Annotated in this window: 9 protein-coding genes and 1 pseudogene; 2 read left to right on the top strand and 8 right to left on the bottom strand. The window is 67.4% G+C overall.

Annotated elements, in window-relative coordinates; translation table 11 throughout:
* Nucleotides 1-2 precede the first annotated feature (2 nt).
* Nucleotides 3-941: an asparaginase gene (locus AWC18_RS15110; protein ID WP_109560098.1), complete on the top strand. Its 939-nt coding sequence runs from the start codon at nt 3-5 to the stop codon at nt 939-941.
* A 19-nt stretch (nt 942-960) separates the two neighbouring features.
* Here AWC18_RS15110 and AWC18_RS15115 read toward each other — a convergent pair whose 3' ends face one another.
* From AWC18_RS15115 to AWC18_RS15150, 8 genes and pseudogenes are all read right to left on the bottom strand, one after another.
* Nucleotides 961-2,340 carry a DNA polymerase IV gene (locus tag AWC18_RS15115; RefSeq protein ID WP_085139245.1) on the bottom strand — a complete coding sequence of 460 codons (1,380 nt, stop codon included), beginning with the start codon at nt 2,338-2,340 and terminating at the stop codon, nt 961-963.
* Nucleotides 2,341-2,388: 48 nt separating this feature from the next.
* Entirely contained in the window at nt 2,389-2,727 is a 339-nt protein-coding gene (locus AWC18_RS15120) for a DUF732 domain-containing protein (protein ID WP_085139246.1), read from the bottom strand.
* Between the two features lie 42 nt (nt 2,728-2,769).
* The gene (locus tag AWC18_RS15125; protein WP_085139247.1) at nt 2,770-4,104 is read right to left on the bottom strand and encodes a PPE family protein; all 1,335 of its coding nucleotides are present in this window, start codon (nt 4,102-4,104) and stop codon (nt 2,770-2,772) included.
* Nucleotides 4,105-4,122: 18 nt separating this feature from the next.
* Nucleotides 4,123-5,382, bottom strand: coding sequence for a PPE family protein (locus AWC18_RS15130; protein ID WP_085139248.1), 1,260 nt, complete (start codon nt 5,380-5,382; stop codon nt 4,123-4,125).
* 412 nt (nt 5,383-5,794) lie between these two features.
* Nucleotides 5,795-8,953 (bottom strand): isoleucine--tRNA ligase, encoded by a 3,159-nt coding sequence (gene ileS, locus AWC18_RS15135; protein ID WP_085139249.1) that lies wholly within the window; start codon nt 8,951-8,953, stop codon nt 5,795-5,797.
* 267 nt (nt 8,954-9,220) lie between these two features.
* Complete coding sequence (locus AWC18_RS15140; RefSeq protein WP_064999174.1) at nt 9,221-9,694, bottom strand: hemerythrin domain-containing protein; 474 nt, start codon at nt 9,692-9,694, stop codon at nt 9,221-9,223.
* A 312-nt stretch (nt 9,695-10,006) separates the two neighbouring features.
* A pseudogene (locus tag AWC18_RS15145) lies at nt 10,007-12,838 on the bottom strand (MMPL/RND family transporter); the annotation flags it as partial.
* Nucleotides 12,839-12,913: 75 nt separating this feature from the next.
* The gene (locus AWC18_RS15150; RefSeq protein ID WP_085139250.1) at nt 12,914-14,401 is read right to left on the bottom strand and encodes a flavin-containing monooxygenase; all 1,488 of its coding nucleotides are present in this window, start codon (nt 14,399-14,401) and stop codon (nt 12,914-12,916) included.
* Between the two features lie 274 nt (nt 14,402-14,675).
* Between AWC18_RS15150 and AWC18_RS15155 the strand changes: the two genes are divergently transcribed.
* Entirely contained in the window at nt 14,676-15,725 is a 1,050-nt protein-coding gene (locus AWC18_RS15155) for an AurF N-oxygenase family protein (protein WP_420093348.1), read from the top strand.
* Nucleotides 15,726-15,804 lie beyond the last annotated feature (79 nt).

The following is a 15,804-nucleotide window of genomic DNA, read 5'->3' on the forward strand; positions in this document are numbered from 1 at the left end:
GCATGCGCTCCACCCGCCTGACCGTCATCACCACCGGCGGCACCATCTCCTGCAGTACCCACAACGATGGGGCACTACGCCCTGCCCGCAGCGGCTCAGACCTGCTCGCCGGCACCGGCGCCGCGGATGTCACCGTGGTGGACCTGATGGCGCACGACAGTTCGGAACTGGGTCCGGCCGACTGGGCCGCGCTGCTCGCCGCGGTCAATGCCGCAGTCGACGGCGGCGCCGACGGCGTGGTGGTCACCCACGGTACCGACACCTGCGAAGAGGGCGCACTCTGGCTGGAGCTCGGCTACTCCGGCGACGCGCCGGTCGTGCTGACCGGGGCTCAGCGCGGCGCGGACGCCCCCGACGCCGACGGGCCGGGCAACCTGCGTGACGCCCTGGCGGTGGCCTCGGATCCGGCCGCCCGGGGGCTGGGCGTCGTGCTGTGCTTCGCCGGCCGGGTGCTGGCCCCGCTGGGGCTGCAGAAGGCCACCATCACCGGGCTCACCGGCTTCACGGGCCCCCTGCTGGGCAGTGTGACCGACGGCCGGGTCAGCCTGTCCGGCGCCAAGACCCGGCCCTACCTGGGCGCACCGACCACGGTGCCGCGGGTGGACGTGGTGGCGCTGTACGCGGGAGCCGACACGGTCGCCCTGGACGCCTGCGCCGCCGCCGGCGCGCGCGCGGTGGTGCTGTCCGCGCTCGGGTCGGGCAATGCCCCGACCGCCGTGATCGAGGGTGTGCGGCGGCACTGTGCGGCGGGGCTCGTGGTGGCGGTGTCCAGCCGGGTTCCCGACGGGCGTATCGGCGCGGACTACGGCCCCGGACGAGCCCTGGCCGAGGCCGGGGCGCTGATAGTGCCGCGGCTGCGGCCACCTCAGGCACGGATTCTGCTGATGGCGGCGCTTGCGGCCGGTCAACCGGCCCGTGACGTCATCGACCGGTGGGGCTGATCGCCTCCGACCCGGCCCCCTAGCCCGCCGGGTGTCCGCTCGGGTGGCCGGGCTCCTCCGGGCGGGCGACGTAGTCCGGCCAGTCCAGGCTGGCCAGCGGGTCGGCGCGGCTGATCCCGGGCTCATCCTCGGGAAACGTCCGCACCGGGCCGGGGCCGGAGCCGCGCGTCTCGAAGCGGATGGTCATCACCCCGTGGCCGGCGCCCTGCACCCAGCCATGTCCGAGTTCGGGGTGGCTGACGTCGTCGCCGACTCGCCACGATGCCGTAGTGGGCACCGGAAGTCGTTCGGGCGCAGTCACTTCCGGTGAGGTGGTTCCTGCGTCGGGAAGCTCCAGATCCGGGAACAGTGACTCCTGACGAACATCGGTCAGCCCGGAGAACCCCACGCCGAGCAGCCGGATCGGGCCGATCTCCTGCGGATCGAGCAGCAGCCGGCCGGCGGCCGCGGTGAGCGCGGCGGCGTCGGTGGTCGCATAGGGCAGGGTGGCCGAGCGGGTCAGCACACTCATGTCGGCCTTTTTGAGTTTCACCGTCACGGTGCGAGCGCCGCGCCCGTCGCGCAGCAGCCGGCGATGGGCGTGCTCACCGATCGGACCGATCGCGGCCCGCAGCTGGTCCAGGGTGGTCAGGTCGACAGCGAACGTCGACTCGGCGCTGATCTGTTTGGCCTCAGCGCGTTCGGCGACCCGGCGGTCGTCGATCCCCCTGGCCAACCGGTGCATGGCGGGACCGATGGTGGCACCCAGAATGTCGGCGACCTCGGTGTCGGTCAGCGCAGCGAGCTGACCGATGGTGTCGATTCCGAGGCGGTGCAGCTTCTCCTCGGCGACCGGACCGATCCCCCACAGCCGGCGCACCGGCAGGCCGTCCAACAGCAGTCGCTCTTCGGAACGGCTGACGACCCGTACCCCGTTCGGCTTCGCCAGATCGGAGGCGATCTTGGCGATCTGCTTGCCCGACCCCGCCCCGACCGATGCCACCAAGCCGGTCTCCTCGAGCACCCGTCCGCGCAACCGTTCGCAGAACCGAAGCACCTCTGCGTCGCCTGCCCCCGCCAGCTCTGCAGGTTCGCCGAAGGCCTCATCGAAGGAGAGCTGCTCAACCACCGGGATCATCGCCCGCACGGTCTCGAAAACCCGTCGGCTGGCCATGCCGTAGACGGCGCCGCGGGGCGGCAACACCACCGCCGGCGCCCCGACCAGTCGGCGTGCCTGGTGCATCGGCATCGCCGAGCGGGCGCCGAAAACCCGGGCCTCGTAACTGGCGCCGGCCACCACGCCCCGGCCCCCGAGCCCACCGACCAGCACCGGTCGCCCCCGCAGCGTCGGGCGGGTCAATTGCTCGACGGAGGCGAAGAACGCGTCCATGTCCAGGTGCAGGACCCATCGGCCGTCCACGGCGCCAAGCCTATTGGGCGCCGCGACCACCGCCCGGATGAGGCAGCGCTACTTCGACCCTCCGCCACCCTTTTTGAGTTGGTGCGGGCAGTAGGTTTTTGCCGCGATGGTGGCGAACCGCGCCGCGTCGGCGACCGTCAGGTCGGGATTGGCTTCGGTGACGTCGTTGAGCAGTTCCATCGTCGTCTCGCCGTTGGCAGCCAGCCCGCACAGCGCCTCGGCGGCGGCCACCGCTTGGTCCGGGTGGTCGAAGATGATTCCGACCTGGGTCAGCGAGTTGATGAATTCCGCGCTGTCAACGGTCTCTTCCGAGTTGGGCTCAGCGTGGCAGGGCGCGGCGAACGCCAGCGCGCTGACAGCGACGAGTGAGGCGAACAACAGCTTCATCGGGTCCTCCTGGAGTAGCCGAAATCAGACATCCGGATCGCGTCAGCCGAGCGCGGTGTTCGATCCGGCGAGCGCACTGCCCTCCTCCTCGAGGACGTGCACCGCGTGAATGCCCGGCTTCAGGGACAGCTTGGCGACCAGCTCATCCAGGCCGGCCGCATCGATGTTCCAGTGCTGCACCACCTCCGGCGTCTGCTGCAGTTGCGCGATCACCTGGTCGAGCGGGACGGGCGCCTCACGGTCCTTGATGTTGGTCGACACCACGCGCGCGACCGGCGCAACCGTTCGGGTGCGCGCCGCCGACGCGCCCAGTGCACCACCGGCAGCGCTGCCCATGGCCGCGGGCGCGAGCATGCCGGGCACGGTACCGGCGGCAGGTGCGGCAGCCAGGGCCGACTCGGGCAGCGACGTGGAGGCCAGCTGAATGGCCGCCGTGGCACTGGCCCAGTTCGGCGGTACCGACAGCGCCCCGACCCGCATCGCGCTGCCGGAGGCGGCGCTGGCCGTCGAGGAGAGGCTGGCGCCCGCGGTCAGGCCGCCGCTGTGCAGCCCGCCCAGCGCCGACTTCGGAATCACCGGGACCGCCGCCTTGTAGCCGGCCCGGAACTGGGTGATGCCGAGGTTGGTACTGGCATGCACCGCGTTGACCCACCCGGTCTGGCCACTGACTCCGCTGGCCAACGACAGGTGGCTCTCCCACAACTCATGCGGGTAGGTGTTGCCGACGAAACCGTCGATCAGGTTCTGCCAGCCGGTGTTGTAGGCCTTGGTCCACGAGTTGATCTCCTTGGTGATCAACTGGATCAGGTCGTCTTCGGCGGTGGCGTCCGCGCTGCCCGGATCACCGTTGGTGGTCCGCGGGGCCGCGGTGAACGAGGTCAGATTGGTGGCCTCCGCCGAAGCGGCGGCGTAGCCGAGCATGGCGGCGACATCCTGGGCCCACATCCGGCCGTACTCCGCTTCGACGGCGGCGATCGCGGTGCTGTTCTGCCCGAGAATGTTGGTGGCCACCAGCGAGGCCAGCTGGCTGCGGTTGGCCGCGATCGCCGGCGGCGGCACGATCCCGGCGAAAGCCGATTCGTAGGCGGCCGCGGCGGCCGACGCCTGGGCGGCGGTCTGTTCGGCCTGCGCTGCCGTGGTCGAAAGCCAGCTCACATACGGCGCTGCGGCAGCCGCCATCGCCGCCGCCGCCGGCCCCTGCCAGCCACCGCTGAGGCTGGCCAGGGTCGCCTCATACGTGGAGGCGGTGGCGCGCAACTCGGCGCCCAGCCCCGACCAGGCCGCCGCCGCGGCGAACAACGGGTCGGCACCCGGTCCCGAATACATCTGCCCGGAGACGACTTCCGGCGGCTGTGCTGCGAAGCTCTGAAAAACCATGAACGCGACCTACTTCCGCTATTTCGCGATCGGGGGGATGACGATGACGGTGGCGGTGGTGGCGATATCCGGCCCCGTCTGGGTGTTGGTGACATGGCTGATCGCACTGATCGCCCGGGTGGCGGTGGCTCCCGCGGCCTGACGCACCGGGGTCCCGATCGCACGCCCGGCCAAGCTCGCCAGCGCCATCTCGCCGGCCAGCAGGCTCTCGCCGTTGGCGGCCAGGACCGGAGCCGCCTCGAGTACTGAGGCCTGCAGTGCCACGGTGGCGGTCTTGACCGCCGGAACGGCGGTGGCCCAGGTCGAGGGCACCGACAGCGATCCGATCAGCCCGGCCCGGCCGACCGCGCTCGACACCGACGCCGGAACGGCTTGCGCGCCGGTCAGCAGCGGGCTGGACAGCAACGGCGACAGGGCGCCGACGACCGGCTTGGGGTTCAGCGTGCTGGTCAGGTTCCCGAGCCCGTTGGCCACGGACGGGATACTGATCGACATCTGGTAGATGCCGCGTGCCGAGCTCGCGATATTCATGCCGTAGGGCCCGTTGGCCGTGCTGATCAGGCTGGTGATGGTTTTGATGATCGCCTGGTAGTCGTCCACCATCTGGGTGGGCGTCAAGGGTTTCGTGACCATGTTCAGCAGGGCGTTCGGGATCTTGCTGAGGGTGTCGGACAGGGTGGACTCCGCGTTGGAGGCCACGGCGGACTGGGCGGCGTTGGCGACGGCCGCCGATTGGCCGGCCTGCCCGCTGCCGTTGGTGGTCGCCGGCGGGGTGTTGAACGGCTCCAGCTGGCTGGCGGTCGCCGACGAGCCGGCGTAGGCGTACATCGCGGCCGCATCCTGCGCCCACATTTCGGCGTACTGCGCCTCGGTCGCGGCGATCGCCGGGGCGTTCTGCCCCAGCAAGTTGGTGGCCACCAGCGTGGCCAGCAGGGTCCGGTTGGCGGCGATCACCGGCGGCGGCACGGTGGCGGCGAAGGCGGCCTCATAGGCGGCGGCGGCCGCCGTGGCTTTCAGCGCCGTCTCCTCAGCCCCCACCGCCGTGGCCTTCAGCCACGCCGCATACGGGGCCGCGGCGGCCGACATCGTCGCCGCCGAGGGCCCGTGCCACGCCGAGTCCGCCAGGTCGGTGATCACCGAGGCGTACGACGTGGCGGTGTAGGTCAGCTCGGTGGCCAGCGCCGACCAGCTGGCGGCCGCGGCCAGCAGCGGCGCCGAACCCGGGCCGGCATACATTCGCGCGGAGTTGACCTCCGGTGGAAGTGCCCCGAAATCCATGAATGCCCTGTCCCTCCAGCCAAGTAATGAACGAACCCACCCGAGTTGCGTGATGTCACGCAACGGCTTGCCAGGGCTCTGGCAATTCGGGTGGGTCAGGACCAACCGCAGACAACCGTGTCTATGTCGTGAAGGCTAACCGGGGACGAATCGGCGTCGAATTCACCGACTGGGCGGATCCGCAGGACTGCGCCCGGGTCAACCCGGTCACACCGACCGGGGTGGTGCTGCCGGCGCGCACGCGTGGCGGGGCTTGGTACCACCGCACAGTGCACAAACAGCGTTCGCAGGCATTTCGCAGTTAATGGCGCGATGCCCGTTCACAGGTATTGACAGGTTGGGTCCGACATAAAAATCTCTGCGCAAAAAAGTCGCCCCTGGCTGGAGCGCTAAATTTTCGGCGGCCGGGACCTCAATTCTTGGCGATGGACACCCGCACCCCGTCCCCGATTTCCACCGGATCGGCCGGGTCTCCGAACTCGAAACGGGTCGCCAAGATCTCGCCGGCAATCAACTCCGCATGATTCTCGGCCCACTGCAGCCGCTCCGCGGGTACCGCGATCACCACGCTGATCCGATCGGAGACGTCCAAACCGCTGGTCTTGCGCAGTTCCTGCAGTTCCCGGATCCGGTCCTTGGCCCAGCCCTCGGCCTCCAGCTCGGGGGTCACCGCGCTGTCGAGCACCACCAGGCCGGCGCCGTCGGGCAGCGCCACGGTGTATTGCGGGTCAGCGGCCACCAGTTTGGAGGTGTATTCGCCCTCGAGGAGCACCACCGGCCCCGCGCTCAGGGAGCCGTCCGGGTTGACGACGCCCTCGCCGGCTTTGACCGCTTTGATCGCGGCCTGGACATCCTTGCCCAGGCGGGGACCGGCCACCTTCGCATTGACCGCCAGATCGAATCGCCCGTACCGCGCGATGTCATCGGTCAGCTCGACGGCCTTGACGTTGAGCTCGTCGGCGATCAGGTCGGTGAACGGCGCCAGGCGCTGCGGGTCGTCGACGGCCACCGTGAGTTTGGGCAGCGGCAGCCGGACCCGCAGCTGGTGCGCCTTGCGCACCGACGACCCCGCGGAGCAGACCTCGCGGACCTGGTCCATCGCCGCCACCAACTCGGCGTCCGCGGGCAGGCTGCCGGGCTCGGGCCAATCGGTCAGGTGCACCGAGCGCTCCCCGGTGACACCGCGCCAGATCACCTCGGTGGTCATCGGCAGCAGCGGCGCGGCCAGTCGTGCGGTGATCTCCAGCACCGTGTGCAGCGTGTCGATCGCGTCCGGGTCCTCGTCCCAGAACCGTTGCCGGGAACGGCGGACATACCAGTTTGTCAGCGCCTCGGTGAACTGCCGCAGTTGCTCGCAGGCTCCGGAGATATCGCATACATCCAGGGCCTGCGTCAGGTCGTCGCGCAGCGACGCCAGCTTGGCCAGGATGTAGCGGTCCAGAACATGTTGCGAATCAGTGTGCCACACACCGGGTTTCGGGGCGTACAACGTCAGGAAGGTGTAGGCGTTGGTCAGCGGCAGCATCACCTGGCGCACGCCTTCCCGGATGCCCGCCTCGGTGACGATCAGGTTTCCGCCGCGCAGGATGGGCGAGGCCATCAGAAACCAGCGCATGGCGTCGGAGCCGTCGCGGTCGAAGACCTCGCTGACATCCGGATAGTTGCGCAGCGACTTGCTCATCTTCTGCCCGTCGCTGCCCAGCACGATGCCGTGCGCCACACAGGTTTTGAACGCCGGACGGTCAAACAGCGCGGTGGCCAACACATGCATCATGTAGAACCAGCCGCGGGTCTGCCCGATGTATTCGACGATGAAGTCACCCGGGTAGTGCGGCTCGGCATCGCCGGCCGCACCGCCCAAGAACCAGTCCTGGTTCTCAAATGGATAGTGCACCTGGGCAAATGGCATCGACCCGGAGTCGAACCAGACGTCCAGCACGTCGGGGATGCGCCGCATGGTCGAACGCCCGGTCGGGTCGTCGGGGTTGGGCCGGGTCAGCTCGTCGATGTAGGGGCGGTGCAGGTTGTCCGGGCGCACCCCGAAGTCGCGTTCCAGCTCATCGAGGCTGCCGTAGACATCGATCCGCGGATAGGCTGGATCGTCGGACTTCCACACCGGGATCGGCGTGCCCCAGTAGCGATTCCGCGAGATCGACCAGTCGCGTGCACCGCGCAGCCAGTTGCCGAATATCCCGTCCTTGATGTGCTCGGGATACCAGGTGATCTGCTCGTTGAGTTCAACCATCCGGTCGCGGAATTCGGTGACCCGGACGAACCACGACGACACCGCCTTGTAGATCAGCGGATTGCGGCACCGCCAGCAGTGCGGGTACGGGTGCTCATATGTCTCGTGGCGAACCAGCACCGCACCGTTGGCCGCGGCCGGCCCGGTGCCGTTCTTCAGATCGGCGATGATCGCCTTGTTCGCGTCGAAGACATGCTGGCCGACATAGTCGGCAACGGTGGCGTCGAAGCGGCCCTTGGAGTCCACCGGGGTGACCGGGGAGATTCCAGCCGGGTCGGTGGTGTTCTTGTCGTCCTCACCGTAGGCGGGCGCCAGGTGCACGATGCCCGTGCCGTCCTCGGTGGACACGAAGTCGGCGGCCAGCACGCGGAAGGCGTTCGCGGAATCCATGAAGTACGGGAACGGCGGCGTGTAGCGCATATCGAGCAGTTCCGACCCGCGGTAGCTGCCCAGCACCTGGGGCTCCTCGCCCTCCCCGGCGAGTTCGCGTGCGTAGGCGCCCACCCGCGCCTCGGCCAGCAGGTAGCGGCGCCGGCCCGCCGCGACCAGCACATAGGTCACCTCCGGGTTGACCGCCACCGCCTGGTTGGACGGCAGTGTCCACGGGGTGGTGGTCCACACCAACAGGTGGGCGCCCACGAGTTCTTCGGCCGGTCCCCCGCCCACGATCCGGAACCCGACGGTCAGCGCCGGGTCTTGGCGGCTCTTGTAGATGTCGTCGTCCATCCGCAGCTCGTGGTTGGACAGCGGCGTCTCGTCGCGCCAGCAGTACGGCAGCACCCGGTAACCCTCGTAGGCCAGGCCCTTGTCCCAGAGTTGCTTGAACGCCCACAGCACCGATTCCATGAACGGCAGGTCGAGGGTCTTGTAGTCGTTGTCGAAGTCCACCCAGCGGGCCTGCCGGGTGACGTAGGCCTGCCACTCCGCGGTGTAGCGCAGCACCGATTCCCGGCATGCCTGGTTGAACGCGGCGATGCCCATCGCGTCGATCTGCGACTTGTCGGTGATTCCGAGCTGGCGCTCCACTTCCAGCTCGGCCGGCAGCCCGTGGGTGTCCCAACCGAACCGGCGCTCCACCTTGTAGCCGCGCATGGTGCGGTAGCGCGGCACGATGTCCTTGACGTAGCCGGTCAGCAGATGCCCGTAGTGCGGCAGCCCGTTGGCGAACGGCGGCCCGTCATAGAACACGTATTCTTTGGCGCCTTCGCGACGGTCGATGCTGGCCCGGAAGGTGTCGTCGGCGGCCCAGTAGTCCAGGACGGCGGCTTCAGCCGCCGGGAAGTCGGGGGCGCCGGCGGCCGGCTTCGGATAGCTGCGTTCGCTCACGGTGTGTTGTCTCCCAAGGACCCGGCCCGGGGACGACGCCGCGCGGTTGCGCGAGCGCCGCGGTACCACCCCGCTTGCCGCACTCCCTGCCGGGGCGCGCGACCGCTCGATGTCAGGCTGTGACGGGCCGTCCCGTTCGGTTCTACTGAGCCGTCCGCCAGGCGGTGGGCTGTTCTTCCGAAGGCTCCCCGGTGATTGCCGGTTCAATGCCGTTGCCTAGGAGTTTAAATCCTGCCGCCAACGTCCACTCCGGCAGGGCTGCGGCTCCTAGGCAGCTGATCGTGCGCAGGTCCAGCCGCGGGGCATCTGGCCGGCAGCGAGGAACTCGGCCACTTCGGCGGCCACTTCCGGTGCCAGCCCGGTGTCGGCGACCGGGTAGATCACCGGCTCCTCCACCTTGTTGTGGGCAGCGAGTTGATCCAGCAGCCGGCGGCCGGCCGCCCGCAGGGTGGCATGATCCGCACCGGCGTGGGCCAGGTCGTCGAAAGCGTTCATGGTGCGCCAGATCGCGCCGTGGCCCCGGACCATCCCGAAGACCGCCATCATGTGCGGGCCCGCGCTGATCGTCGGGAACAGCAGTTGTTCCTCCAGATAGATGTGGCGGCGCAGCTCAGCCAGTGTTGCGCTGAGGCCGTCGGCGTCGACACTGCCGTCCTGCAGACCCTCCACAAAGGCACTGATTCCCTCTTCGATCTGCAGATGCGCACGCTCCAGTGCTGCAGAAAGGGCTGCATCGGGCATGTATGGCGCTCCCCTCCGGACCTGATCAACGACCACGGCGGGCACCGCTGAACGCGCGCGTCCGGCCCGCCAATAATTTCTACAACGAAAACTCGTTTAAATCTAGCCCACGCGGTGGGACGCTGACCAGAGCCGGGCGCCGGCTCAGTGATCGGTCTCGTCCTCCGGGGGCTGAACGGCGGCCAGCACCTCAGTGGGCCGATCCTGGCCTCCCGGACGGCCGGACAATTCCGGGAACGCCGTGGCGAGCATGTCCTCGAACGTCCGGTCCTGCTGGACGACCGTGCCGTCCGCGGCGGCCGAGTCAGCCGGCACCGTCGCCGGCACAGCCCGGGCCGGGCGCTCCCGCACGTTCAGTGGCCACCAGAACCACCGGCCCAACATCGCCGCCATCGACGGCATCATGAACGAGCGCACCACCAGGGTGTCGAACAGCAGCCCGAGCCCGATCGTGGTGCCCACCTGGCCCACCACTCGCAGATCACTGACGAGCATGGACGCCATCGTGAAGGCGAACACCAGCCCGGCAGCCGTGACGACCTTGCCCGTTCCGCCCATGGTGCGGATGATGCCGGTCTTCAGTCCGGCACCCATCTCCTCTTTGAACCGGGCGACCAGCAGCAGGTTGTAGTCACAGCCCACCGCCAACAGGATGATCACCGACATCACCATCACCAGCCAGTGCAGGTTGATGCCGAAGATGTACTGCCACAGCAGTACCGACAGCCCGAACGACGCCCCCAGTGACGCCAGCACCGTCCCGACGATCACCACCGAGGCGATGAAGCTGCGAGTGATCAGCAGCATGATGATGAAAATGATTGCCAGTGAAGTGATTCCCGCGATCAGCAGGTCGTAGTTGGCGCTGCCCTGCAGGTCGTTGAAGAGCGCTGCGGTGCCGGCCACGTAGACCTTGGCGCTCGACAGCGGGGTGCCCTTCAGCGACTCGGTGGCGGCCTTCTTGATCAGGTTGACCCGCGCCATGCCCTCCGGAGTGGCCGGGTAGCCGTCGTGGGTGACGAAGAACCGCGCCGCGTGCCCGTCCGGCGACAGGAACAGCTGGATCACCCGTTTGAAGTCGGGGTTGTCGAAGGCATCCCGAGGCAGATAGAACGAGTCGTCGCTCATCGCGGCGTCGAAGTCCTGGCCCATCGCGGCCGAGTCGCCGCCGGCCTCCTCGATCTGCGCCACGATCCCCGACATGGTGCTGTGCAGGGTCAGCATCATGGTCTGCAGGCTGCGCATTGCGGCGATCTGCGCCGGCATCATCTCCAGCAGCTGCGGTGTCACCACATCGATGTTGCTCATGTCGGGGGCCAGTTCATTGATCTTGTCGGTGAGCAGCATGGTGCCGTCCATCGAGGCGTAGGCCGCGCGCAGCGACAAGCAGGTCGAATCGTTGCCGCAATTCTGTTGCTTCTCAACAGATTCGCGAAGCGCTTTGGAGTTCTCGTTCAAGTCGGTGATGTCGCCGCGCACCTGCTGAGCCAGGTCCATCGCCTCCTGTGAGACTCCGGTCGCATGATGCGTACTGGCGCCCAACTGCTGCATCAGCCCATACATCCGCTGCAGCGAGGCGATGGTCACCTCGAGGTCATCAGCCTGCTGGCGCATGTCGGCCACCCGGTTCTTGACGAAGTCCAGGTTCTGCATCTGGCCCGCGCTCTGAATGCTGAGCAGGAACGGGATCGAGGTGTGTCCGAGCGGGGTGCCCTCCGGCCGGGTCACCCCCTGCACCATGGCCACACCCTCGACGGCGAAGATGCTCTTGGCCAGCTTGTTGAGGACCAGGAAGTCCGCGGAGTTGCGCATGTCGTGATCGGACTCGATCAGCACCACTTCCGGGAGCAGGCGCGCCTCCGGGAAGTGCCGCTGCGCTGCTGCCCAGCCGAGGTTGGCCGGGGTGTCCTGCGGAATGAACGACGGGTCTTTGTAACTCACCTGGTAGCCGGGCAGTGCAAGCAGTCCGATCAGCGCGACCGCGCAGGCAGCCAGGAAGATCGGCACCGGCCAGCGGACGATCGCGGTGCCCACCTTGCGCCAGCCGCGGACGGACATCTTGCGGCGGGGTTCGAGCAGACCGTGACGCGAGGCGACGGCCAGGACCGCCGGGACCAGCGTCAGTGCGATCGCCACCGCCACCACCATGCCGACCGCGCAGGGCACACCCATGGTCTGGAAGACCGGCAATCGAGTGAAGCTCAGGCAGAACGTGGCGCCGGCGATGGTCAGCCCCGAGGCCAGCACCACGTGGGCAACGCCGCGGTAGGTGGTGAAGTACGCCGTCTCCGGATCTTCGCCGGCATGGCGGGCTTCGTGGTAGCGGCCGATGAAGAAGATTCCGTAGTCGGTGCCGGCGGCGATCGCCAGCGTGACCAGAATGTTGATCGCGAACGTGGACAGCCCGATCACGCCGTAATGCCCCAGTGCGGCGACGATTCCGCGCGCCGCCGCCAGCTCGATCCCGACCACGGCCAGCAGCAGTGCGACCGTGCTGATGGATCGGTAGAGCAGCAGCAGCATCAGCGTGATCACCGAGACCGTGGCGATCAGGATCTTGAGCACCGCCCGGTCGCCACTGGTGTTCATGTCGGTGACCATCGGCGCCGGGCCGGTGACGTAGGCCCGCACCCCCGGCGGTGCGGGTGTGCGGTCCACGACATCGCGGACCGCCTCGACCGAGTCGTTGGCCAGCGCCTCGCCCTGGTTTCCGGCGAGGTTGAGCTGGACCAATGCGGCTTTGCCGTCCGAACTCTGGGCGCCACCCGCGGTCAGCGGGTCACCCCAGAAGTCCTGGATGTGTTGCACGTGCGTGGTGTCGGCGTTGAGCGCGGCGATGATCTCGTTGTAGTAGTGGTGAGCGGCGTCGCCGAGCGGTTCGTCGCCTTCGATGACGATCATCGCCGCGCTGTCGGTGTCGGACTCCGCGAAGTCTTGGCCCAGCCGCGCCATCGCCTGAATCGATGGTGAGTCTTTGGCGCTCAATGACACCGGGTGTTCCTTGGCCACCTGCTCCAGCGGCGGCACGGCGACGCTCACCACGACGGTGAGGGCCACCCAGCCCAAGATGATCGGCAACGCGAAGCGGCGAACGAATGCGGCCGCAGACGACCGGCCACCCCGGTTCAGGCGTTCTCGCGTCATTTTCTGATGCCCCCCACCAGACACTGTGCCCAAACGATCACTGTAACCCCCTGTTCAGGACCGTAGCCGCCGAAACTATCCGATCAGATAGTCCGAGAGCGGGAAGTGGTCCTGCTCCTTGACGGCGCTGCGCACCGACGTCGGCCGGAACAGCGGAGCCTCCCCGGTGGTCTGGTTGAACCAGTACGAATTCGACGTCGCGCAGTTGCCGAGGTGGAACACCGAGTTGTCCAGCAGGGCCATCATCCGCTCATAGAACGCGGTGTTGGCTTCCTCGGTGACCTCGAACGTCTGCGCCCGGCGCCGTTGCACCTCACTGAACAGCCGGTTCATATGCCGGGTCTGGTACTCGACTGTGTTGAACCAGGACAAACCGACCCACGAGAACGGGCTGGACATGTTGATGAAGTTCGGGAACTGCGGGGCGGTCATGCCCTGGTAGGCCTGGAAACGGGTCTCCCGCCACCACTTGCCCAAGTTGCGGCCCCCGCGTCCGATCACCTCGATCGCCGGCAGGTTGCCCTCCCAGACGTCGTATCCCGTCGCCAGCACCAAGGTGTCGATCTCGCGCTTGGTGCCGTCCCGTGCCACGATGCCGTCGGGTTCGATACGTTCGATCCCCTCGGTCACCAGGTGCACGTTCGGCTTGGCGAATGTCGGGTAGTAGTCATTGGAGATCGACGGCCGCTTGCAGCCGAAGTCGAAGTCGGGCCGCATCTTCTCGGCGAGTTCACGATCACGTACCGCCCGGCGCCGATGCAGCGCCGACTGGGCCGCCATTGCCTTGTTGAGGAACTTGAAGCGGCGATAGCGCCACATGGTCAGGACCATCATGAAGTCCGTGGTGTTGTCGGTCAGCCACCGCACGATGCGCTGGGTGAACGGCACCCGGGCGAACATTCGCTGCACCACCGGCGGGAACACCACGTCAGACTTGGGCGTCACCAGGATCGGGGTGCGCTGATATACCGTCAGATCGGCGACCTCTTTGGCCAGCTCGGGGATCACCTGGATCCCGGTGGATCCGGTTCCGATGACCGCGGCCCGACGGCCGGCCATCGAGTAGTCGTGATCCCACTCGGCGGTGTGCACGATATGACCGGCGAATGTCTCGATGCCGGGGATGTCCGGGATCTTGGGCTGGCACAGGAAGCCGGTGGCGACGATGAGGAACTGCGAGGTCAGCGTCTCACCGCCGGCCAGCGAGGTCCGCCACAGCTTGGCGTCCTCATCCCACTGGGCACCTTCGACGCAGGTGTTGAAGCGCATGAAGCGGGTCACGTCGTACTTTTCGGCCACGTGTTCGGCGTAGGCCTGGACTTCGTGACCGGGGGCGAACAGCCGCGACCAGTAGGGGTTGGGCTCGAACCAGTAGGAATAAGTAGTGGAGGGCTGATCGACCGACAGGCCCGGGTAGTGGTTGACCCGCCATGTTCCGCCGAGTCCGTCGAGGCGGTCGACGATCACGATGTTCTCGTAGCCGAGCTTGGTCAGTTCGATGGCGGCACCGATGCCGCCGAAGCCCGCGCCCACGATAACGGCGTCATATTGCTGGGTCCCCATAAGGAGAACACGGTACCCCAACGCCGCCATAAGCCGCCGTATGTGCAGTTCAGAGCGCTTTTCGGCGATCGGGGGGCAGAAGATAAAGCAACGGACGCCGCCCGGTACTAAGATGATGCCGATCACACTCAAGTGAACGGTGGAACCTTATTAGTTTGCCAAACTTCACGATAAGCTTCGTTACGGCCTTCGCCCGATGGCGGCGCGTGCCTTGAACAGAGGATGAGTCCGTATGCCGACCGTCGTGATCGAGATCTGCTGGCTGATTGCCGGCATGATCGCCGTCGCTTCGGTCCCGTGTGCCCTTTTCTACTTCTTCCGGCGCTTGAAGAGCGCGATGTACGTCGGTGGCGACGTGGCCTACGGCGAAACGCTGTCGACGCTGTCCGAAAGCTCGGTGCGACGCAACTTCAATCCGTATGTCGACATCGACTGGAAGGATCCCGAACTCGCGGTCAGAACCGATGACCCTCGCTGGGTCCTGTCGGGAGCGGACCCGCTGGCCCGCCATCCCTGGTATCGGTCGCAGCCCCTGGAGAAGCAGATCGCGATGGGCATGTGGCGCCAGGCCAACATGGCCAAGGTCGGTGTGCAGTTCGAGGGCATTCTGGTCCGGGGTCTCATGCACTACACGTTCTGGGTGCCCAACGGATCGCCGGAGTATCGCTACTGCCTGCATGAGTGCATCGAGGAATGCAATCACACCCTGATGTTTCAGGAGTTGGTGAACCGCATCGGCGTCGACGTTCCCGGCATGCCCCGATGGCTGCGCGTGTTGTCCCCCATCGTGCCGTTCTACGCCGGGCCGCTGCCGAACTCGTTCTTCTTCGGCGTGCTGGCCGGCGAGGTCCCGTTCGACTACCTGCAGACCCTGTCGCTTCGAGACGAGAACATGGCCCCGGCGATCGTGCGTCGGATGATCGGTATCCACGTCGCCGAGGAGGCGCGTCACATCGCGTTCGCCCACCAGTATCTGCAACGGCGGGTGCCTCGACTGTGGCGGAGCAGCCGGTTCATGCTCTCGCTGTACGTGCCCGTCGTCATGCGGATGCTCGGGCAGGCGATGGTCGTGCCGCCCCGCACGTTCTTCCGCGAGTTCGGTGTGCCCCGGTCGGCCCGCAAGAAGTGGTTCTTCGGTGACCCCGATTCACGCCAGATGTGGCGGGACATGTTCGCCGATGTGCGGATGGTCTGCCACGAGCTCGGACTGATGAATCCCGCCGCGCGATTGATGTGGCGCATCTGCAAGATTGACGGTGCACCGTCGCGGTACCGCGGTGAACCGCAGCGCGGCCAGCAGCCGGCGCAATTCGCCGAGGTCTGAGAGACCCCCTGAGCTGTGCCATACTTTCGGTATGGTGCGTTCCCCATCTGAGACCTTGGAAAAAGTCGGCGCCGATCTG

Origin of the sequence: Mycolicibacter nonchromogenicus, assembly GCF_002101775.1 — a bacterium.
Classification (GTDB): Bacteria; Actinomycetota; Actinomycetes; order Mycobacteriales; family Mycobacteriaceae; genus Mycobacterium; species Mycobacterium nonchromogenicum.